The organism is Vibrio sp. 070316B, from assembly GCF_013114115.1.
Taxonomy (GTDB): Bacteria; Pseudomonadota; Gammaproteobacteria; order Enterobacterales; family Vibrionaceae; genus Vibrio; species Vibrio chagasii_B.
On the sequence record NZ_VTYC01000009.1, the window covers coordinates 1 to 21,523 of the forward strand.

20 protein-coding genes are annotated in these 21,523 nt (G+C 45.1%); 6 read left to right on the forward strand and 14 right to left on the reverse strand.

Features of this window, described 5'->3' with window-relative positions; translation table 11 throughout:
• Positions 1-72: IS3 family transposase (locus F0251_RS24650; protein WP_353057852.1), on the forward strand; the 72-nt coding region annotated here is incomplete at its 5' end.
• A gap of 79 nt (positions 73-151) precedes the next feature.
• On the opposite strand, the gene lysS is transcribed toward F0251_RS24650, so the two are convergent.
• The 5 genes from lysS to xerD form a co-directional block, all read right to left on the reverse strand.
• Positions 152-1,669 carry a lysine--tRNA ligase gene (lysS, locus tag F0251_RS09050; RefSeq protein ID WP_061033349.1) on the reverse strand — a complete coding sequence of 506 codons (1,518 nt, stop codon included), beginning with the start codon at positions 1,667-1,669 and terminating at the stop codon, positions 152-154.
• A gap of 64 nt (positions 1,670-1,733) precedes the next feature.
• Positions 1,734-2,832, reverse strand: a protein-coding gene (gene prfB, locus F0251_RS09055; protein WP_100205982.1) for a peptide chain release factor 2 whose coding sequence is annotated in 2 segments (ribosomal slippage) — positions 1,734-2,756 and positions 2,758-2,832 — 1,098 coding nt in all. Because the reading frame shifts where the segments join, the coding sequence is not laid out codon by codon here.
• Between the two features lie 236 nt (positions 2,833-3,068).
• A complete protein-coding gene (recJ, locus tag F0251_RS09060) occupies positions 3,069-4,805 on the reverse strand; it encodes a single-stranded-DNA-specific exonuclease RecJ (protein ID WP_061033350.1) in 1,737 nt (578 codons plus the stop codon).
• A 119-nt stretch (positions 4,806-4,924) separates the two neighbouring features.
• Positions 4,925-5,704 carry a thioredoxin fold domain-containing protein gene (locus F0251_RS09065; RefSeq protein ID WP_105058975.1) on the reverse strand — a complete coding sequence of 260 codons (780 nt, stop codon included), beginning with the start codon at positions 5,702-5,704 and terminating at the stop codon, positions 4,925-4,927.
• A 26-nt stretch (positions 5,705-5,730) separates the two neighbouring features.
• Positions 5,731-6,645, reverse strand: coding sequence for a site-specific tyrosine recombinase XerD (gene xerD / locus F0251_RS09070; RefSeq protein ID WP_008224436.1), 915 nt, complete (start codon positions 6,643-6,645; stop codon positions 5,731-5,733).
• Between the two features lie 150 nt (positions 6,646-6,795).
• Here xerD and fldB point away from each other — a divergent pair, with 150 nt between their 5' ends.
• Positions 6,796-7,317: a flavodoxin FldB gene (gene fldB, locus F0251_RS09075; RefSeq protein WP_061033352.1), complete on the forward strand. Its 522-nt coding sequence runs from the start codon at positions 6,796-6,798 to the stop codon at positions 7,315-7,317.
• A gap of 124 nt (positions 7,318-7,441) precedes the next feature.
• Here fldB and brnQ read toward each other — a convergent pair whose 3' ends face one another.
• Positions 7,442-8,755: a branched-chain amino acid transport system II carrier protein gene (brnQ, locus tag F0251_RS09080; protein ID WP_171730843.1), complete on the reverse strand. Its 1,314-nt coding sequence runs from the start codon at positions 8,753-8,755 to the stop codon at positions 7,442-7,444.
• Positions 8,756-9,069: 314 nt separating this feature from the next.
• Here brnQ and F0251_RS09085 point away from each other — a divergent pair, with 314 nt between their 5' ends.
• Entirely contained in the window at positions 9,070-9,798 is a 729-nt protein-coding gene (locus F0251_RS09085) for a tRNA1(Val) (adenine(37)-N6)-methyltransferase (protein WP_061033354.1), read from the forward strand.
• A gap of 107 nt (positions 9,799-9,905) precedes the next feature.
• Entirely contained in the window at positions 9,906-11,171 is a 1,266-nt protein-coding gene (srmB, locus tag F0251_RS09090; protein ID WP_061033355.1) for an ATP-dependent RNA helicase SrmB, read from the forward strand.
• Positions 11,172-11,284: 113 nt separating this feature from the next.
• Here the strand turns inward: srmB and yaaA are convergent, their stop codons facing one another.
• Both yaaA and F0251_RS09100 read right to left on the reverse strand, forming a co-directional pair.
• Positions 11,285-12,061, reverse strand: coding sequence for a peroxide stress protein YaaA (yaaA, locus tag F0251_RS09095; RefSeq protein ID WP_171730844.1), 777 nt, complete (start codon positions 12,059-12,061; stop codon positions 11,285-11,287).
• A 222-nt stretch (positions 12,062-12,283) separates the two neighbouring features.
• A complete protein-coding gene (locus F0251_RS09100; RefSeq protein ID WP_061033405.1) occupies positions 12,284-13,711 on the reverse strand; it encodes a sodium:alanine symporter family protein in 1,428 nt (475 codons plus the stop codon).
• Positions 13,712-14,423: 712 nt separating this feature from the next.
• Here F0251_RS09100 and F0251_RS09105 point away from each other — a divergent pair.
• On the forward strand, positions 14,424-14,612 hold the full coding sequence (locus tag F0251_RS09105) for a DUF3545 family protein (RefSeq protein WP_004739567.1): 189 nt from the start codon (positions 14,424-14,426) through the stop codon (positions 14,610-14,612).
• A 145-nt stretch (positions 14,613-14,757) separates the two neighbouring features.
• Here F0251_RS09105 and F0251_RS09110 read toward each other — a convergent pair whose 3' ends face one another.
• The 3 genes from F0251_RS09110 to nfo form a co-directional block, all read right to left on the reverse strand.
• Positions 14,758-15,309, reverse strand: a complete 552-nt coding sequence (locus tag F0251_RS09110; protein ID WP_032498816.1) for a hemerythrin domain-containing protein — start codon at positions 15,307-15,309, stop codon at positions 14,758-14,760.
• Positions 15,310-15,395: 86 nt separating this feature from the next.
• A complete protein-coding gene (gene ung / locus F0251_RS09115; protein WP_171730845.1) occupies positions 15,396-16,076 on the reverse strand; it encodes a uracil-DNA glycosylase in 681 nt (226 codons plus the stop codon).
• A 659-nt stretch (positions 16,077-16,735) separates the two neighbouring features.
• Entirely contained in the window at positions 16,736-17,644 is a 909-nt protein-coding gene (nfo, locus tag F0251_RS09120; RefSeq protein ID WP_008224350.1) for a deoxyribonuclease IV, read from the reverse strand.
• 326 nt (positions 17,645-17,970) lie between these two features.
• On the opposite strand from nfo, the gene grcA reads away from it, so the two are divergent.
• Complete coding sequence (grcA, locus tag F0251_RS09125; protein WP_004739575.1) at positions 17,971-18,348, forward strand: autonomous glycyl radical cofactor GrcA; 378 nt, start codon at positions 17,971-17,973, stop codon at positions 18,346-18,348.
• A gap of 95 nt (positions 18,349-18,443) precedes the next feature.
• Here grcA and F0251_RS09130 read toward each other — a convergent pair whose 3' ends face one another.
• The 3 genes from F0251_RS09130 to thrB all read right to left on the reverse strand — a co-directional run bounded on the left by F0251_RS09130 (position 18,444) and on the right by thrB (position 21,512).
• Positions 18,444-19,103 carry an NADPH-dependent FMN reductase gene (locus F0251_RS09130; RefSeq protein ID WP_171730846.1) on the reverse strand — a complete coding sequence of 220 codons (660 nt, stop codon included), beginning with the start codon at positions 19,101-19,103 and terminating at the stop codon, positions 18,444-18,446.
• 169 nt (positions 19,104-19,272) lie between these two features.
• Entirely contained in the window at positions 19,273-20,559 is a 1,287-nt protein-coding gene (thrC, locus tag F0251_RS09135) for a threonine synthase (RefSeq protein WP_171730847.1), read from the reverse strand.
• Positions 20,556-21,512, reverse strand: a complete 957-nt coding sequence (thrB, locus tag F0251_RS09140) for a homoserine kinase (RefSeq protein ID WP_008224344.1) — start codon at positions 21,510-21,512, stop codon at positions 20,556-20,558. The genes thrC and thrB overlap by 4 nt, the downstream gene beginning before the upstream one ends.
• Positions 21,513-21,523: the final 11 nt, after the last annotated feature.

A 21,523-nucleotide genomic window follows, 5' to 3' on the forward strand; every position in this document is an offset into this window, starting at 1 on the left:
AAACGTATAAAAGTGAAACTAAAAGGCCTGACTCCGATAGAATATCGAACTCAGGCCTTGAAAGCCGCTTAACAGAAATGTCCAACTTTACGGGGTCACTTCAGAAGGTGGCTTTTAAATTTTATTGGGTGCTACGACCCGTAAGCGAAAGTTACGCTTGTGGACGCATTGCCGGGAACAAGATCACGTCACGGATTGTGTGCGTGTTTGTAAATAGCATTGCTAGACGGTCGATACCGATACCTTGACCCGCTGTTGGTGGTAGGCCGTGCTCTAGTGCTGTGATGTAGTCTGCATCGTAGTACATTGCTTCATCATCACCCGCGTCTTTCGCGTTAACTTGCGCTTTGAAACGCTCGTCTTGGTCTTGTGCATCGTTAAGCTCAGAGAAGCCGTTCGCTACTTCACGACCACCGATGAAGAACTCAAAACGGTCTGTGAAGAACGGGTTGTCATCGCTACGACGAGCTAGAGGAGAGATATCCGCTGGGTAGCCTGTGATGAACGTTGGTTGAATTAGCTGAGGCTCAGCCGTTTCACCAAAGATCTCTTCAAGAAGCTGACCACATGTCCAGAACGTTTCCACTTCAACGTGTACAGATTTCGCGATTGCTACCATCTTCTCACGGTCTTGTAGGTCTGCTTCTGTTAGTGCTTGAATCTCAGCATGCTCAGGGTTGTAGTGCTTGATCGCATCGAACATGCTCATACGCGCGTACTTGCCACCGAACTCAACGGTTTCGTCACCGTAAGGCATAGAAGTAGAACCAAGAACGTCCATAGCCGCTGTGCTTAGCATCTCTTCAGTTAGATCCATAAGGTCTTTGTAATCAGAGTACGCTTGGTAGAATTCCATCATTGTGAATTCTGGGTTATGACGTGGAGACAGACCTTCGTTACGGAAGTTACGGTTGATCTCGAATACACGATCAAAACCACCAACCACTAGACGCTTAAGGTAAAGCTCAGGTGCAACACGTAGGTACATGTCGATGTCTAATGCGTTGTGGTGAGTGATGAATGGACGTGCAGTCGCACCACCAGGGATCACGTGCATCATTGGCGTTTCAACTTCTAGGTAGCCTTTTGAGCTCATGAAGTTACGGATTGAAGAAACAAGCTTAGAACGCACGATGAATGCGTTGCGAGAATCTTCGTTCACGATTAGGTCAACGTAACGCTGACGGTAACGCATCTCTTGGTCAGTTAGACCGTGGAACTTCTCTGGTAGAGGACGAAGAGCTTTAGTCAGCAGTTCAAACTCTTCCATGTTCACGTAAAGATCGCCTTTACCTGACTTATGAAGTGCACCTTTAACACCGATGATGTCACCGATATCTAGGCCTTGGTACTTCTCTTTCAGTACTTTTTGTACGTCTTTCGCTGCGTATGCTTGGATACGACCAGAAGTTTCTTGAATCGCAAGGAATGGACCACGCTTCGCCATTACACGACCAGCGATCGCAACGATGTGGTTAAGCTCTTCTAGCTCTTCCTTAGTCTTCTCACCGAATTCCGCTTGAAGATCGCCAGCTAGGTGCTCACGGCGGAAATCATTTGGGTGACCATTTGCTTTGCAGCTTTGGCGGATGTGATCCAGCTTGCTACGGCGCTCAGCAATTAGTTTGTTTTCTTCTTGTACGTTTTCGTTTTGAACAGCATCAGTCATTGAGATGTACCCTGCTTGTATAATTTGAACAGCTATATTTTCGCAAATATAGTCGGTAAAAAGCTTACAGACCTGATTTCAGGCTAGCTTCAATAAATTTGTCTAAGTCACCGTCAAGAACCGCTTGAGTATTACGGTTTTCAATGCCGGTGCGTAAATCTTTGATACGTGAATCATCCAGTACGTAAGAGCGGATTTGGCTGCCCCAACCGATGTCTGATTTAGTATCTTCATTCGCTTGTTTTTCAGCATTTTGTTTTTGAATCTCAAGTTCAAAAAGCTTAGCACGTAGCTGCTTCATCGCTTGATCTTTGTTCTTATGCTGCGAACGGTCATTCTGACATTGAACCACGGTGTTGGTAGGAACGTGAGTAATACGTACCGCCGATTCCGTGGTGTTTACGTGCTGACCACCAGCGCCCGAAGCACGGTATACGTCAATACGTAAGTCAGAAGGGTTAATGTCGATCGTAATGTTGTCATCAATCTCTGGGTAGATAAACGCAGATGCAAATGAAGTATGACGACGGCCACTTGAATCAAATGGTGATTTACGAACTAGACGGTGAACACCTGTCTCTGTACGCAACCAACCGTACGCGTACTCACCAGAGATACGTACTGTTGCACCTTTCAAACCAGCAACTTCACCTTCAGATACCTCGATAACTTCCGTTTTGAAGCCCTTCGCTTCAGCCCAACGCAAGTACATGCGCAGCATCATTGAAGTCCAGTCTTGTGCTTCAGTACCACCTGAACCCGACTGTAGATCGATATAACAATCTGAAGCGTCATGCTCACCAGAGAACATACGACGGAACTCAAGTTTACCTAACTTAGCTTCAAGCTCCGCTAGTTCTGGTTCAATTTCGTCGAACGTTTCTTGATCTTCTTCTTCAACCGCTAGCTCTAGAAGGCCATCAACATCCTCAACACCTTGGTCAAGTTGGTCAATCGTTTCTACTACCGCTTCCAGTGCAGAACGCTCTTTACCTAGCGCTTGAGCACGCTCAGGTTCGTTCCATACATCCGGTTGTTCTAACTCTGCGTTTACTTCTTCTAGACGCTCTTTCTTAGCGTCATAGTCAAAGGTACCCCCTCAGGATATTTGTGCGCTCAGACACATCCTGCAGACGGTTTTTTATAGGATTGATTTCAAACATTTTAGCTCATCATTTATGAGTAGAATTTAACCGGAGAATTGTACTCAAAAGTGTGACGGAGATACAGAAATTTTTAGAGGGCAAACCAATATTCAGTCACTTACAACAATATAAAGTTTTAAGCTCAGAAATTGGTGCCATTGCGGGCGATTTAGGAAAGAAAACAAGCCCTAATTTCACATCCGAGCTTGTTGTTTTGATAAGGCGAATGAAGCCGTAATCTTATTGAAGTTAGGCTATTTTGCTTCGATGTGGTCAACCATTAACTGCAATGACTGGTTACCACGAAACTCGTTAATATCCAGCTTATAGGCAAGATGTACCGTTTTCACTGAGGCATCTGGCCAGCGGCGCAAATCAACATTGAAAGCGATGCCGTCGATCATCACATTGGTTGGATGGCCTTTGTAAAGCGGCTCTAACATTAGCTTAAGGTGTTTTTCACCCACCAGCTTTTGATGCAGTACTTTAAACTCACCATCGAAGATAGGCTCTGGGAATGCTTGCCCCCAAGGACCACCCGCGCGTAGCGTTTCAGCGGTGTGCATAGAGAACTCTTCAGGCAGCAACTCTCCGTCAGACAAGATAATGCCCTTGAGTGCCGTTTCTCCGAGTTCTTGTTTCACTACATCGTTGAACAATTTGCTAAAGCGTTCAAAATCCTTTTCCATGATCGTTAAGCCAGCCGCCATTGCGTGGCCACCAAACTTAAGAATCAAACCTGGGTTTTGAGTGTCGATACGGTCTAGCGCATCGCGCATGTGCAAACCCGGAATCGAGCGGCACGAGCCTTTAATGCTCCCCTCTCCACCATCGGCGAACGCAATCACAGGGCGATGGTATTTGTCTTTGATACGCGAAGCCAAAATACCAATCACACCTTGGTGCCAATCACGTTGGAATAGTGCCAAGCCGGAAGGCAAGTCGTCTTTACCAAACTCAAGTCGTTCACAGAAAGCCATCGCTTCTTGTTTCATGCCCTCTTCGATCTCTTTGCGAGTCTGGTTCAAACCATCAAGTTCACTCGCCATGCGACGTGCAGCGTGGATGTTGTTACTCATCAGTAGCTCAACACCAAATGACATGTCGTCAAGTCGGCCGGCGGCATTGATACGAGGACCCAGTGCAAAACCAAAATCCGAAGCGACCAAACGTTTCGCATCTCGTTTTGCAATCTCAATCAAGGCTTGAATACCCGGACGAGCTTTACCCGCTCGAATCCGTTGCAAGCCTTGGTGCACCAAGATTCGGTTGTTTTCATCAAGTGGCACCACGTCCGCAACGGTGCCTAGAGCGACAAGGTCAATCAGCTCCATTAGCTTAGGTTCTGTCATGCCACGTTCAGCAAACCAATTCAGTTTACGCATGTGAACACACAGTGCCATCATCAGATAGAAAGCCACGCCAACACCAGCGAGGGCTTTAGACGGAAATGCACAGCTCTCTAGGTTCGGGTTCACCATCGCATCAACCATAGGCAATTCACTGCCCGGTAAGTGATGGTCAGTGACCAGAACTTCCAGCCCTTTCTCTTTGGCAAAACGCACCCCTTCAATCGAAGAGACACCGTTATCAACCGTCATGATCACTTCCGCACCAATCTCGATTGCTTGCTCCACAACTTCAGGGCTAAGACCGTAACCATCTTCAAAACGGTTGGGAACTAGGTAATCAACATTTGAACTGCCTAGCATACGCAGCGCAAGTACCGACAACGCAGAGCTAGTTGCACCATCGGCATCAAAGTCGCCAACAACAATAATGCGTTTTTGATGCTGAATCGCCTTAAACAACAATTCGACAGCGGCATCAATACCCCCTAGCTTTTGATAGGAGTGTAGACCTTTCGCTGCAGTCTCAAGTTGGTCTGCACTGTTAACTCCGCGGCTCACATAGATGCGTTTTAACAAATCTGGTAAATGAGCAGGTAAAACGGAAATGTCGACCTCAGGACGGCGTTGAATCTCTATCATATAAAAATGGGCCTGATATCAATCAGACCACTCCTTAAATCAAAAACGTGGGATATAAATAAGTCATACAGTCGCCATATTAACTGATGACGACTGTGACAACTCTGCTAAAGACGAAACTACTGCTCTAGACGCTGAAGCAGCTGTGCTGGCGGTAAGTAACCACTCACCAACTCACCACTTGCTAATACGATTGCAGGAGTGCCATTGATGCCAAGCTCACGACCCAGTTGGTACTGCTTAGCGATAATCTGTTTCTTCTCTTCAAGGTCTTTACTTGAAGCTGGCATCTTACGCTCTACCTTAGCATTGTGCATTGCGGCTTTTGGATCGTCAGAAGCCCAGATAGCCGCCATTTGATCGGCCACTTGGCCCGTAGCACCCTGACGTGGGTATGCCATGTAACGTACTGTGATACCTAAGTCGTTGTAGCCTTGCATTTGGCTGTGAAGACGAACGCAGTAACCGCAAGTAATGTCAGTAAACACGGTCACAACGTATTTTTCGTTATCTGCTTTATATTCGATAACCGTATCAGACAATGCCGCTACTTTCTCAGCATTGATTGGCGCTTGACGCTCTGCCAATACGTCGCTGAATTTGCCGTTTTCATCCAGAGAGTAAAGTGTGCCTGCTAGAAAATGGTCACCCGCTGGAGAAGAGAAAATAATGCCACTGTTGGTTTGAATCTCTAAAAGACCATCAATATCCGAAGGAACAATCTTATTGACCTTGATGCCGATTTTTTCAAAACGCTTGGTGAGCGCCGCAGTATCAATATCTTGAGCTGAAGCAACCTCTGCGGCTGTTGTGGTTTGTTCTACTTTCGCTTCTGATGCATTACATGCAGTGATCATCAGCGGCAGCGCTAATAGAGGAAGACGGCGTAATACGCTCATTAAGTTCACCTTAAAAATAAATGGATTTAAGCACGAGGGTGATGCTGAGTATGAATTTGCTTCAGCCTTTCAGTCGCCACGTGAGTATAAATTTGGGTTGTCGATAAGTCACTATGCCCAAGTAACATCTGTACGACCCTAAGATCGGCACCATAGTTCAGTAAATGAGTGGCAAAAGCGTGTCTCAAAACGTGCGGGGACAGCAATTCTGTGTCAATACCTGCGATAACCGCGTAATGCTTAATACGATACCAGAACGTCTGACGGGTCATTTGTTTAGCACGTTTGCTTGGAAAAACCACATCTGAACTGTTTTCACCAAGCAGTTGCGGGCGCCCTTGTTCAATAAAACTCTCAATCCAGTCCACAGCGTTTTCGCCCATTGGCACCAAGCGCTCTTTACCGCCCTTACCAATAACACGTACCACGCCCTGTCTCAGGCTGATGTTCTCCATCGTTAGGCTAACCAGCTCCGTCACGCGCAAACCGGTTGCATATAATAACTCAAGCATCGCCTTATCGCGAAGTTCAATCGGGTCATTCGGATCAGGTGCATCGAGCAAAGCATCCACTTGCTCTTCACTCAAATCTTTTGGCAGACGTTGTGGCAGCTTAGGACTAATCAACAACGCGCTCGGATCATCCGCTCTGACTTTCTCACGATGCAGGTATTGGAACAAACGACGAATCGCCGACAACATACGAGCACGGGAGGTCTGCTTAAAATCGGCATCAACCAACCAGCTTTGGTAATCCTGTAATCCCGACAGACTAATAAAGTCGAGGCGATAATTATTCTGTTCCATCCACGTTAATAGTTTGGATAAATCAGTACGATACGAGACAAGAGTATTCTCTGATAACCCTCGCTCCATCCACATAGCATCTAAAAACTGTTCAACGAGACCGTGGTCTGCGCTCTGCCCTTGAGGCGACTGCATAGTGTTACTCACAATATTGGAAACTGTTTTGAGAGTATGCCAGAGCAAATATGAATGCCATAAAAATTACAGCTTGAGCGGATAATCGCTGCAATCGAAGTCGATTTATGGTTAGAATTCGCCATCTGAAATTAAAATCGAACGTTTGCTATGAAAATTGGATTATTTTACGGCTCAACCACCTGCTACACAGAAATGGCAGCAGAAAAGATTCGCGGCATTATTGGTGAAGACCTAGTTGATATCCATAACGTGAAAGAGACTCCTCTTTCATTGATGGCAGATTACGACCTGTTACTGCTAGGTATCTCGACGTGGGACTTTGGCGAAATCCAAGAAGATTGGAATGAGCTGTGGGACGACATCGCGACAACACCAGTAAAAGGTAAGGTTGTAGCACTGTTTGGCTTAGGTGACCAAGAAGGTTACGGTGAGTGGTTCCTAGATGCGATGGGTCTATTGCATGACGAGCTCAAAACGGCCGGAGCTCAATTTGTTGGCTTCTGGCCAAACGACGACAGCTACGAGTTCGAAGCGTCTAAAGCGCTCACAGAAGATCAATCACAATTCGTCGGCTTAGCGCTGGATGAAGACTCACAATACGAACTCAGCGACGACCGTATCGCAAGCTGGGTAGAACAAGTTCTGGTTGAGTACAGCGAGAAGCTATAAGCCATGTAAGCTCTCGAACAGCTGTTCATATCAAAGCACACAGCATACAAAAAGGCCTCATTACTGCGAAGTAATGAGGCCTTTTCTATGTCATCTAGAATGACTATCTAATCTCAATCAGAGATTAAACCGTCTCTTCTGCCATCTCTTGCTCTGCTGACTTACCAACAAAGAACATACAGATGATTGCTGCCGCAGTTGGAAGTAACCAACCCATGCCGATCTCAAACAGAGGAAGCATCTTCAATGCAGATACATCAACACCCGCTACTTTCGCACCATCGATAAGAGCGAACAGTAGTGACACTAATACCACAACGCGGTACGCCGCTTTTGGATTAGGGAAACGGCTACGCAAGAACGTCAGTGCTACCAATGCGATCGCTACTGGGTAAAGTGCAAACAATACAGGAACAGACAGAGAAATAAGCTGAGAAAGACCAACGTTCGCTACCGTAGCACAAGCAACACCGTTGATGATTACCCAAGTCTTGTAAGACAGCGGCGTTAATGAGCTGAAGTAGTCAGAACACGCAGACACAAGGCCAATCGCTGTTGTTAGACACGCTAGTAGTACGATAACAGAAAGTACTAGCTGACCTGAAGGACCAAACAGTGATTGAACGTATAGGCTTAAGATCGCACCGCCATTGTCAGCGCCTGCAGCAACCGTTGAGCTTGTCGCGCCAAGGAAGAACAGAGAGATGTAAACAAACGCTAGACCAGCCGCTGCAATACAACCTGCACTGATCAGGTACTTAGTTGTCGCCGCACGGTCAGTGATGCCTTTGCTGCGGATAGAATCCACAATCAGCATACCAAACATCAGTGAAGCAAAAGTATCCATGGTGTTGTAACCTTCAAGGAAACCTTTTGTCAGCGGTTGAGTAATGTATTCACCGTGAGCAGCAAGAATGTCACCTTGAGGATTAACGAATACAGCGATAGCCAGTACAACCAAACCCACAAATAGAGCCGGTGTCAGTACCTTACCGATGACGTCAATAAGCTTACCTTGAGACCATGAGAAGAACATGGCAACCACAAAAAACGCGATAGAAAAGAAAGTTAGGTGGGCTTGAGAGGCATCGATGAAGAACGGTTTCACCGCCATCTCATAAGCAACAAGGCCGGTACGTGGTGCAGCAAATGCAGGACCAATAATAATGAAGATCAACACAGCCATGATGGTTGCTGCTTTCTTAGGAAGATCTTTAGTCAGGTGACCCCAAGAACCACCCGCAATTGCAACAGCTACGATAGTGATTAACGGCAGACCAACGGCAGTCAGCAGGAAACCAGACATCGCTGGAAGGAAATGATCACCAGCCAATTGACCAGCTAGAGGTGGGAAGATGATGTTACCCGCACCCAAGAAAAACGCAAAAAGCATAAAGCCCAATGCCATTATATCTGTTAGTTTTAGACTCTGTTTCACAGATAATCCTTAATTATATTTATGAATTTATGTTGTGCTTACGTGAATGTTACAGCGAAAAGCTGCCATTCAATCTATAAAATAGTCGCGCATAATGACGAAACAACTGGCTAGCTGCAAGTCACGACACAAAAACACCATATAAATTTGCATATACAAACAAAAAGCAGTGGATTCCACTAGATATGAAAAAATAGCCACAATTATAAACTAACCATAATTCACAACAATAGTTTCTCAAACAGAACATTGATCCATACAAGTGGTTAACATTAGAGCTAATCACTTAAAATATCTCGATACTCAGAACATTCATGAAAGACAAAATCGTGCAGACTAAAAGCTTCAATTTTAAGCAATTCTCAATTTACGGTGGGCAAAGCGGTATGCCAGTCAGCACCGATGGTGTACTCCTTGGCGCATGGGTAAGCATTACACCCAAGTCCTCGGCACTCGATATTGGAACTGGCACCGGGCTTTTGGCCTTGATGGCCGCGCAGCGTTCTACAGACGTCTCGATCTCCGCGATCGATATTGATCCACATGCGATTGAGGCTGCGACCATTAATATTGAGCAGTCGCCATGGCAAGATCGCATCACTCTGTATAATGGCAGTGTACTCACCACCGACTTTCCGAAAAAGTTTGACGCGATAATCTGCAACCCACCCTACTTCAACTCTGGGGAACAGGCACAGCAGAGCCAAAGAGCCACCGCCAGACATACCGACAGCTTGGATCACCTGCAACTTGCTAAACGATGTTTCGAGATAACAACCGAAACTGCAACCGCCAGTTTTATACTGCCAACGCCTGAGGGAGAAGGTTTTATCAAGCTTGCCAAACAGTGCGGTTGGTACTTGGCCAAACGTCTTGATGTCAAAACAACAGACAAAAAGCCCGCGAGTCGAATATTGTTTGAGTTATCGAAAGATCCTGCGTGTGAGGCCGATTTGCAGCGTGAATCGCTTACCATTCATCATCAAAATGGTTATAGCGAGGCATTTATAGCGCTCACCAAAGATTTTTATCTCAAGATGTAGCAAATACCATGTGATCCTAATCACTAATGCTTCTATAATGTCCGACTACTCTTTTTTATCGTCTGCTTTTTGAGGCAGAAACATTTATTGCTTGTGGAGAAACAACAGTGATCAGAACCTTTGCAGAACTCGATCTAAACCAAGAGCTGCTTAAAGCAATTGACGAAATGGGCTACGAACGCCCAACACAGATACAAGCTGAAGCTATCCCACAAGCGTTAGATGGAAGAGACGTTTTGGCTTCTGCGCCAACAGGTACTGGTAAAACAGCCTCATTCGTACTGCCAGCACTGCAGTACCTTCAGGATTTCCCACGTAAGAAAGCGGGCCCTGCTCGTATGCTTATCCTGACGCCGACCCGTGAATTAGCAATGCAGATCACTGACCAAGCTCGTGAGCTTGCGAAATACACTGCGCTAAACATCTTCACCATCACAGGTGGTGTGATGTACCAAGAGCACGCAGACATTCTTGGCACCACGCAAGACATCGTTGTTGCGACTCCAGGTCGTCTTATGGAATACATCGAAGCTGAGCGCTTTGATTGTCGTGCGATCGAATGGCTGATCCTAGACGAAGCAGACCGCATGTTAGACATGGGCTTTGGTCCTGTTGTTGATCGCCTATCTGCAGAGTGTCGCTGGCGTAAGCAAACTTTACTTTTCTCAGCAACGCTAGAAGGTAAAGGTGTTGAAGGTTTCACTGAAGACCTACTGAACAACCCAGCAGAGATCGACGCAAAATCATCACTACGTGAGCGTAAAAAGATCACTCAATGGTACCACCGTGCAGACACAGCTGAGCACAAACTCGAGCTGCTAAAACACATCATTACTAAAGAAGCTGAGCGTAGTATCGTGTTCTTAAAGACTCGTGAGCGTTTAGGCGACCTGCGCGCACTACTAGAGAGCGCTCAGATTCCATGTGCTTGGATTCAAGGCGAAATGCCTCAAGATCGTCGTAACAATGCAATTGCTCGTTTCCGTGATGGCACAGTAAACGTACTGCTAGCAACTGACGTAGCGGCTCGTGGTATCGACCTTCCAGACGTAAGCCACGTAATCAACTACGACATGCCACGCACGGCTGATGTTTACCTACACCGAATCGGCCGTACCGCTCGTGCAGGTAAAAAAGGCAACGCGGTTTCTCTAATCGAAGCGCACGATCAACTGATGATTGAACGTGTTGCTCGTTACACCAAAGAAGCGATCAAAGAGCGCTTTGTTGAAGGTATGCGCCCAACACACAAGAAAGCGGCTGTAACCAAGAAAAAGAAACCAAAGAAAGAAGATAAGAAAGCGGTAGAGAAACAGAAAATCGCGAAGAAGAAAAAAATCGCGAAGAAAAAGAAAGCGGCTAAGAAGAAGTAATTTGGCTGCTTCAACGATTCAATAAAAAAGCCCCATGCAGTTCGCTGCACGGGGCTTTTCTCTATCTGGCTGGTGTCTCGCCATAGAGCGTGACGACCATTAATCAATAACGTCTAGTTTTGCTCTTCACGCTTGAAGACCAACTCTTTCACATTCGACTCTTCTTCTACGAAGTAATAACCCGCAGTATCAAACTGAGTCAGCGCTTCAATTGAGTCCACTTTGTTCTCAATGATGTAGCGAGCCATCATGCCGCGCGCCTTTTTCGCGTAGAAACTGATCACCTTGTATTGACCATTCTTACAGTCTTTAAATACCGGTGTAATTACTTGGCCATCCAAGTTCTTTGGTTTTACCGCTTTGAAGTACTCGTTAGATGCTAGGTTGATCAGCACATTGTCGCCTTGAGCGTTCAGCGCTTCATTCAGCTTGTCTGTGATGATGTTGCCCCAGAACTGGTACAAGTTAGTACCACGAGCATTTGCTAAACGCGTGCCCATTTCTAAACGGTAAGGTTGCATCAAATCAAGTGGCTTTAGTAAGCCGTAAAGACCAGAAAGCATACGCAGATGATTCTGTGCATAGTCAAAATCTTCATCCGATAGTGTTTCAGCGTCTAGGCCTGTGTATACATCACCTTTGAAGGCAAGGATGGCTTGACGTGCATTCTCTTGGGTAAAAGTTTCGCTCCACTGCTCAAAGCGCGCTACGTTCAGCCCAGCGATCTTATCGCTCACTTTCATCAATGCAGAGACATCTGCAGGTGTCAGCTTGCGGCACTCTTCAATCAGTTCAGCAGAGTGTTCAACAAACTCCGGCTGACTAAAGCGTTCTGTCGCTAGTGGTGATTCGTAATCAAGTGTTTTGGCTGGAGAGACGACAACTAACATAACTTTACCCTAATCGGTTATCTAACTGGATGCTGCTAGAGTATAGAAAAAACATCAACTTGTCTTTATGACTCTTCCTATTACTTTGATAGATGATTCTAACCACCCACTTTCAATCACCAAAACCGCAAAATAACAAACGGTAGACAAAGAAAAAGGCTAAGGTCGAAACCTTAGCCTTTCTAATCGTTTTAGGATGAGCGGTTTATCGCTCCAACAAAATTACTTCTTGTTGTTGTCCCAAATACCGTCTTCCAGTTGAGACTTAAGCTCTGGGAAGTCATTTGAATCAAATGTCGGTACTTTACCTGCGTCTAGTTGACGATTGTAATCTTTCGCTAGCTTAATCACGATGCCTGATAGCAGGATAATCGCCACCAAGTTAACAATCGCCATTAGACCCATCGATACATCAGCCAGTGCCCATACCGTTGGTAGCGTTGCTAGAGAACCAAACATAACCATACCCAGCACAATAATACGGAACAGCACTAGGCCTTTCTTGTTGTTGTGCTCTAGGAAGATAAGGTTCGTTTCAGCGTACGAGTAGTTTGCAATGATTGAAGTGAAAGCGAAGAAGAAAATCGCTACCGCTACAAAGATGCCACCCCATGAACCCACTTGTGCTGTTAGTGCACGTTGAGTCAATTCGATACCCGTTACTTCACCGTGTGGTACATACTCGCCCGACATCAGGATGATTGCTACTGTCGCAGAACAGATAACGATCGTATCCATGAACACACCTAGCATTTGCACATAACCTTGTGATGCTGGGTGCGGTGGATAAGGCGTAGCAGAAGCTGCTGCGTTTGGCGCAGAACCCATACCTGCTTCGTTCGAGAACAAACCACGTTTAATACCGTTAATCATCGCTTGTGCAATTGCGTAACCTAGGCCACCCGCAGCCGCTTCTTGCAGACCGAATGCACTCTTGAAGATAAGAGCGATCACTTCAGGCACTTTCTCGATGTTCGCAAACATGATGAACAATGCGATAGCAAGGTAAGCCAATGCCATGATAGGAACGATGATTTCTGCAGTACGTGCGATCTTACGGATACCACCGAAGATAACGAATGCAGAGATAATTACGATTGCTACACCTGTGTAGCTACGCTCAAAGTCAAACGCAGTGTTCATCGCGCTTGCGATTGCGTTCGCTTGAACCGCGTTGAATACAAGACCAAATGCGATGATTAGGAAGATAGAGAATAGAACCCCCATCCAACGCATGCCTAGGCCTTTCTCCATGTAGTATGCAGGGCCACCACGGTAGTTACCGTCGTTGTCGCGTGTTTTGTATAGCTGTGCCAGTGTGCTCTCTGCAAACGATGTTGCCATACCTAGCATTGCAATTAGCCACATCCAGAAGATAGCACCAGGGCCACCAGCAGTAAGTGCAACAGCAACACCTGCCATGTTACCCGTACCTACACGAGCAGCAAGACTAGTACAAAGAGCTTGGAAAGAAGAGATACCAGCACTGTCTGCTTTACGGCTGTTCTTTAGAACCGAGAACATGTGGCCGAAATGGCGGAATTGAATGAAGCCTAGTCGTACGGTGAAGTAGATACCCACACCAACCAGTAAATAAACTAAGATAGATCCCCAAAGGAGATCGTTCATCAAATTGATTAAGTCTGTCACGTGAACCTCGTAATTGAGTTTAAGCACCGATCATGCTTCCAAGCCTTCCCCTAGATCACCTATGCCAGTGTCAATAGTTGTGTCGGCATTAGTTTTATATTTATTTGTTGCGATCTAGATTGTAAATGTCGCTTCATGCATCCATTTTACGTATCGGTGTATTTTTTGACGGGCGGATAATGCAGCGAGATGACCTAAAAATCAATATGCAAATGAATTTATATTAAAATGACATTTCACTAATAACACACCTTTTGTTAACACATTTTTCAACAATCCAGCCCAATAAAAGTCACATTATCGGGACATAATCTCAACATCAACAACCGACCCCACCGAATAAGAACGACACACTGTAAAAGTAACGTCAGCCTAGGTTTTACAAGGTATAGTGAAGATCTGTGTTTTTTTCTAGAGTAATAAGATCCCCGTCTCGTACAGTACAATACGCACTTAAATGCATTATCACTAAAATACTATTCCTTTCGCACAATGAATTAACATTCAATAACCTTTAATTTAATCGTTTACTTCGGTTTGTTTGCTCGTTTTTTGCACACAAAAATCACCACAATGTGTGAGCATGCATAAAAAACTAGAACAAAAGCTTCATAGTTTTGAAACAAATGAGAAACAAATCAAGGTTATGGTGAACCTAAATATGATATTTAATAGTTCGTAAGAACTAGTCCCACGGAAGGAGATATGGCTTATGGATAACTTTCAATTCGATGAAATATCAGAACTAGAAATGCCACGTGCAACTCAGAAAACACGCTCTAAACCACTCAAGCGTAAGTGGCGTGAAATTGAGGCAATCAATGACCGTAGACAGCTTGAGAAAGAGCTGCGAGAGATGAACCTAGGACTTGATTTCAGCCTTGACGATATAAAGCTTTAATCAGCACGATAAGAAAACAGATAGCAAAAGGCACCTATGAAGGTGCCTTTTTTATTTCATTTGGTGATATCGTACGCTGCGAGTCATTTTGAAATTTCCGTTGTGAGGGAAAATCCCCTTTAATATAGAGGGGAATACTGACTCGCTAAACACACTCTTGTTCATTTTGTCGCACGCGCGCCGCGAGTTGACGATACTGATCAGCAATCGTATCCCCAAACACGGGGTCATCTTCAGGTTGAAGCCATTGCGATTCAACCTCTTGCCAATCCTTCACTGTAAATGCTTGCACGATCATAGGTAACACATGCTTCTCTTCATACTCCATATGCTTTCGCTGCGCTTTAACAAAGCTTTCGAGTTGATCGATGAACACCTGCTGTGGCACCACGGCATCTTGGAGGATCATGTCTACCACACCTAAAAAGTCAGCCGTTTTCTCAGATAGCAATTGATGCTCGAGTTCCAAGTCCTCAATTGCTTGGTCACTGCCATATTGCTTAAGGTAATAGCGATAAATGACGTCTTCTTTAGGGTGATGCACTTTGTCTGAATGGTTCATCAAGTAGTGAACCACCTCAGCGATCAGGCTATAGTTTATTTCTCGCTCCTGCTTTAGCAGCTCTAACTTATTGTTGAGTATCGCGAGTAATCGAGCCATATAGCCATGCTCTCGTCTTATCCTTTCAATCATCATAGTATTGCACTCCATTACACCTACTATTTATAAGTGTATACGAAGATGCCGAGTTATGATTTGACCCTGCTCAGAAAACAACCAACCTACACTTCTGCAGGTAGGCGCCAGTCTATAGGTTGCTGATCCATAGAAGAAAGCAGTTTGTTAGCCGTTGAAAAATGCTGGCAACCAAAGAAACCGCGACGTGCCGACAGCGGTGAAGGATGAGGTGCAGCTAACACATGATGTTTCTGGGTATCAATCGCTTGGCCTTTCTTCTGCGCATGCGCGCCCCACAACAAGAAAATAATCGGCTCAGAACGCTGGTTCAGCTTTGCAATAATGGCATCGGTAAAGGTTTCCCAGCCACATTTGGCATGTGAGTGTGCTTGTGCCTCTTCTACTGTTAAAACAGTATTCAACATCAACACCCCTTGTGATGCCCAAGCTTCAAGGTAACCATGGTTAGGCGCTTCAAAACCTTCGATATCTTGTGCCAGTTCTTTGTACATGTTGCGTAGAGAAGGTGGGATTTTAACGCCGGGCAATACAGAGAAAGCTAAGCCGTGTGCTTGATTAGCACCGTGATAAGGGTCTTGTCCTAGGATAACCACTCGCACAGACTCAAAGGGCGTCATATCAAAAGCGCTGAATACCTGCTCTTGAGGTGGGTAGATGGTTTTCCCACTATTACGTTGCTGTTCGACGAAAGCGAGAACACTTTGGAAGTACTCTTTCTCACGTTCGTCATTAATAATGGATTCCCAAGTCTTTGGTGTGCTCATCGTTTTACTTCCCAATCATCATGGTTTCTAGGTTTCGCCAGTCAAAAAATAGCTGTATAGGCTAACTGTCCTAAATAAGGCGCTAGGGCGTGTTGACCTTTCGTGGTTAAATTTTGTTCGAGATAAAAGCGTTTTAATCGCGGCGAGGGAGAATTAGCCTAGTCATTCTAAGCAAATCTCCCTCAACAAAGAGTAAACCGCTTTTAGCCGAACCCTTCGGGCAGCGTTTGCTGGTCATTTCTACTGCGTTAGCGGCTTCTCATGTAGGCTAGCTACACGTCAAAGCCTCTGCCTTGTATAAATACCCAGCAACTCGCTGCAAAAATCAGCTCGAAAGATCAACACGCCCTAGTTATACCTCATACAGCTATCAATAAACATGATGTGTAGGGTTCACTTGTTGATGAATCATAATAATCAGTTCAAGTTGTGTTGATCTCGATTAACCGCTTTTCTGCTGAGTACGATGGTGACCATGGCTATGCACATGACGATTTGGAGTCGGTAAACGACGAGCGGCAGAAACAGTTGAAGTTTGGGCTTTTGAATACATAAAGGCACCTCCTATAAGACATCGTGAACTACATATTCACTTAGTAGCTATGAAAGAAAGGTGCCAATTCTTATAAAAAGAAGAAAATTAATTTTCCCCTCTATTATTACGCCTCTTCCGTCGCTAGCGTTGCTGAGCGATGAAACATTCTAAGTTGTTGAATCTCCTCTTTCCAGATCGTCGAATCAATCGTTTCTAAGATAAGAGGGATTCCGTTAAAGCGGGAATCTGAGGCAATATACTCAAAACAATCCCAGCCAATTTCGCCTTTTCCTAAAGAATGGTGTCTATCAACTCGGCTCGCGAACTCAGCTTTTGAATCATTGATGTGCATTGCTCTTAGATAGTGCATACCCACGATGCGGTCAAATTCAGCGAAAGTGTGTTCGCACGCTTCTTTTGTTCTTAGGTCATAACCCGCTGTAAAGGTGTGGCAGGTATCTAAACACACGCCAACACGCGATTTATCTTCTACTTGCTCGATAATCTCTGCTAGGTGCTCAAACTTCCAACCCAAGTTAGTGCCTTGGCCTGAGGTATTCTCGATCACCGCAATCACATCTGGAACCGCTTGATGGGCGAGGTTAATCGACTCTGCGATTTTAGCTAGACACTCAGTCTCAGAGATCTTTTTAAGATGGCTGCCAGGATGGAAGTTCAAAAGCGTTAACCCAAGCTGGTTACAACGTTCCATCTCATCAATAAAGGCAGCGCGTGATTTCTCTAGTTTCTCTTCTTCTGGTGCGCCGAGGTTAATCAAGTAGGAGTCGTGAGGAAGAATGTGCTCCGCTGAAAAGCCCAACATTTTGCAGTTGGCTTTAAAGGCGCTAATAGTTTTCGCCTCTAACGGCTTTGCAGCCCATTGCCTCTGGTTTTTAGTAAACAGTGCAAACGCATTAGCACCTATCTCTCGAGCTCTCATTGGAGCCTGATCAACACCACCGGCTGCCGACACATGAGCGCCAATAAACTTAATATTTGTTTCAGGTTTTGACGATGAAATTTTGTTTGTCATTAAATCACTTCACACTTTCAGAATGCATAATAAATAAAGGGCCGTATCGGTTATCGCTCAATAAAAGTGCAACAAATGTAGTAAAATTACAACAAATATAACCGTTAAATATTTTTTATAGTTTAAAATATTTTGTAATTAGTTTGTTTTCAAAGGTTTTATTGATTTACCTCAAAATAATCACCTTTGTAAAAATATGGTTTTTGGTTGTTTTTTGACTTAAATCAATGTTAACCTCACAAATATTAGGTATATATTACCCAGCTCAATAAAAATCGAAAGTTAACACCATAATCAAACCACATTCAGTGGACTAGGAGATAGTTATGATCCAAGGTATTCAAATTACTAAAGCAGCAAACGACGACCTACTAAACTCAATCTGGCTACTAGACAGCGAAAAGAATGAAGCTCGTTGTGTTGCAGCTACTGCTGGTTTCGAAGCTGACCAAGTTATCCCAGCTGCAGACCTAGGTGAATACGAGAGCCGTGAAGTTGCTATCGAAGCAGCACCACGTATCGAAGGTGGTCAACACCTAAACGTTAACGTTCTTAAGCGTGAAACACTAGAAGACGCAGTTGCTCACCCAGAGAACTACCCACAGCTAACTATCCGTGTATCGGGTTACGCTGTACGTTTCAACTCTCTAACAACTGAACAGCAACGTGACGTTATCGCACGTACGTTCACTGAGTCTCTATAATCTCAGAAACTAGAGTGTTAAAGATTTAAAAAGCTTGGTCAGAGATGACCAAGCTTTTTTCGTTTTTATGCTGCTCACATTTGCCTATACACCGGCTACGGCGCATTTCGCTGAGAAGGATCTTTAGTAAAGGCCTTAGCTAACGTTGTAGGATCCACTTTGTATCTCTGTAACGCTGCACCTTGTGCCCACCACATCAATTGATGGAAGGTTCGGTTCATGTATTCATCCCATTGATCTTGCTCTGACTCTTGGGCAACACAACCCTCTTCATCAAAGACTTCTTGTGCTTTAGGCAGATGAATCATCGCAGAAACCGGTAAACAACCGAGTTCAGATAAGAAGGTTCGCATCGAAACCGACGCTCTTGCCCCGCCCCACTGCCCTGCAGAATACGTCACAATCGCACTCGGTTTATATGAGAATAACGAGCTACCAAAATGGTTAAGAATATTGGCCAGTGCTGGGCTCATTGAATGATTATATTCCGGGCTTACCATCACGTAGCCATCAGCTTTGGCAATCTTATCGGCTAACTCCGCAAGATGTGCAGGTACTTTGGAACGATGGTAAGAAAACTCAGGCTTAAATACGTCACCAAAGTCGTAATCCAGTGGGTCGATAATCTCAACCGTATGATCTGAGTGTTTATTCGTTAGTAGTTTTGCACACGCCTTGCTGACTCTCACTCCTAATCGAGCAGGTCTTGGCGGTGTACTCTCACGTACAGAGCCAAGGAAAATCAAAAAATTCATACTATCCCTTTCCGTTGAGCTTGGGTTAAAACTATTAACCAGATAAACCATTTAACCCGAGGAAATGACCTAAATAAAGTTAACTTTATAAGCTATTGGGCAATAAAAAAGGTGAATGACTGCTCATTCACCTTTCTCTTAACCATCAGGTTCTACACGCAAATAAAAATTACGCCGGTTGAACTCGACGAAGTACTGCTTTTAGTGCTTCAAAATCATTATCTAAATCTTCAGATAACAACTCCATTGCAGCGTGTTTAGCTAGCGGACCTGGCAGTTCAATGTCTGAACCTAGGATATCATCAACCACTTCTTTGAACTTCGCTGGGTGCGCTGTACATAGGAACAAGCCAGTTTCATTCTCTTGAAGCTGCTCTTCAAGCAGGCGGTAAGCAATCGCACCATGCGGTTCACATAGGTAACCTTGTGCTTTTAGGTCACGTACTGATTCAGAGCTCTGCTCGTCAGATACTTTACCTTTGCCCAGTGTATCCAAGCCCCAGCCTTTCAGTTGGCAAAGCTCTTCGATACGTGGCCAGTTGTTTGGTTGGCTCACATCCATTGCGTTCGATGTTGTCGCAACTGTCGGTTTTGGAGCCCACTCGCCAGTTTCTAAGTAACGAGGAACCGTGTCATTTTCATTGGTAGCGGCGATAAAACGCTTCACTGGTAGACCAAGCGCTTTCGCTAATAGACCCGCAGTTAGATTGCCGAAGTTACCACTTGGTACCGAGATAACCAGGTTTTCACGTTGCTCTTTGGTTAGCTGAGAAGCCGCTTCAAAGTAGTAACAGATCTGAGCCATCAAGCGGCTGATGTTAATAGAGTTCGCTGAGTTAAGACCAATCTCTTCACGCAGTGCTGCGTCATCAAATGCATCTTTTACTAGCGCCTGACATGCGTCAAAGTCGCCATCAATCGCTACCGTGTGGATGTTCTTACCTAGCGTACAGAATAGTTTTTCTTGTAGCGGGCTGATCTTGCCTTTCGGGTAAAGAATCACAACGTTGATGTCTTCCATGCCGTAGAAAGCATGCGCAACCGCTGCACCAGTATCACCTGATGTTGCTGTCAGGATAGTGATTTGACCACCATTCGAAACTGCCGCTAGAGATTGAGCCACAAAGCGGCCACCGAAATCTTTAAACGCCAGTGTTGGACCATGGAAAAGCTCAAGCGCGTAGACGCCATCTTTCACTTGATTGATAGGTGCAGGGAATTGGAATGCCGCATCCACCATTTGATCTATCTGCTCTTTTGGTAGCTCATCACCAATCAATGCCGATAAGATCTTTGAACTACGAGGGACAAAATCCTCTGCTAGCAGCGCATCGATATCATCAAACTTAGGCAGTTCAGATGGGAAAAATAGACCTTGATTGCGACCTAAGCCTTGACGAACGGCTTGGCCAAAAGAGACTTGTTCATCATTTTCTTTGATGTTGTACAGTTTCATAACTCACTTCCTGTAACGATCGAACCTTGCTTATCTAGGCGACAAACGTGAACGAATCCTTCTTCATTTTGTACGTAATTTTGTTCTAACCAGCGCGCAACACGCTCGGCGACATCTTGTTCTTTGCAAATGCTAAATAGAGTTGGGCCACTACCAGAAATACCAGTAGCTAATGCACCTGCCGACAGCGCGTATTTACGTGCGTCAGCAAACCCTGGAAGCAGTTTCTCACGATATGGTTCAGCGATCACGTCTTTGATCATTTTCGCTGCCAGTTCAGGTTGGCCAGAGTGACACGCGTGGATAAAGCCCGCTAAGTGGCGACCATGAGCAATGATATCCTGACGACGGTATTGAGATGGTAAGATCTCTCTCGCTTCAGCCGTAGATACTTTAATGCCCGGATAAGCCATCACCCAGTACCAGTCATCAAAGCACGGCACTTCTTGGCTAATGATGCCTAGCTCTTCAAGCATTAGTTGCACACCACCAAGGTAGCACGGTGCTACGTTGTCGTAATGCACACCACCTGAAATTTTACCTTCCATCTCACCCATTAGGGCAAGCAGTTCAGTTTCATTCAGTGGCTGACCATGAAAACGGTTTAGCGCATCAAGCGCCGCTACGATTGAACATGCACTTGAACCTAAACCGGAACCGATAGGCATGTTCTTTTCTAGCGTCATTTCCAGTGGCTTAAGCGCAACGCCTTTTTTATCTAGCTCTCTAGAGAACACCACCCAGCAGTCGTAGACGATGTTTTCTTTGGCTTCAGTTGGCAGCTTAGAAACAAAGCTACCTGCTGTTTTAAGTGAGAATGGTTCATCACCTGCTTTAACCATAACTCGGTCACCCAGCAGTGTGCCATCTACTGGAGACACAGCGGCCCCCAGCACATCAAACCCTACACTGACATTACCGATTGATGCAGGAGCATAAACGACAACATCCATATCACTTGAAC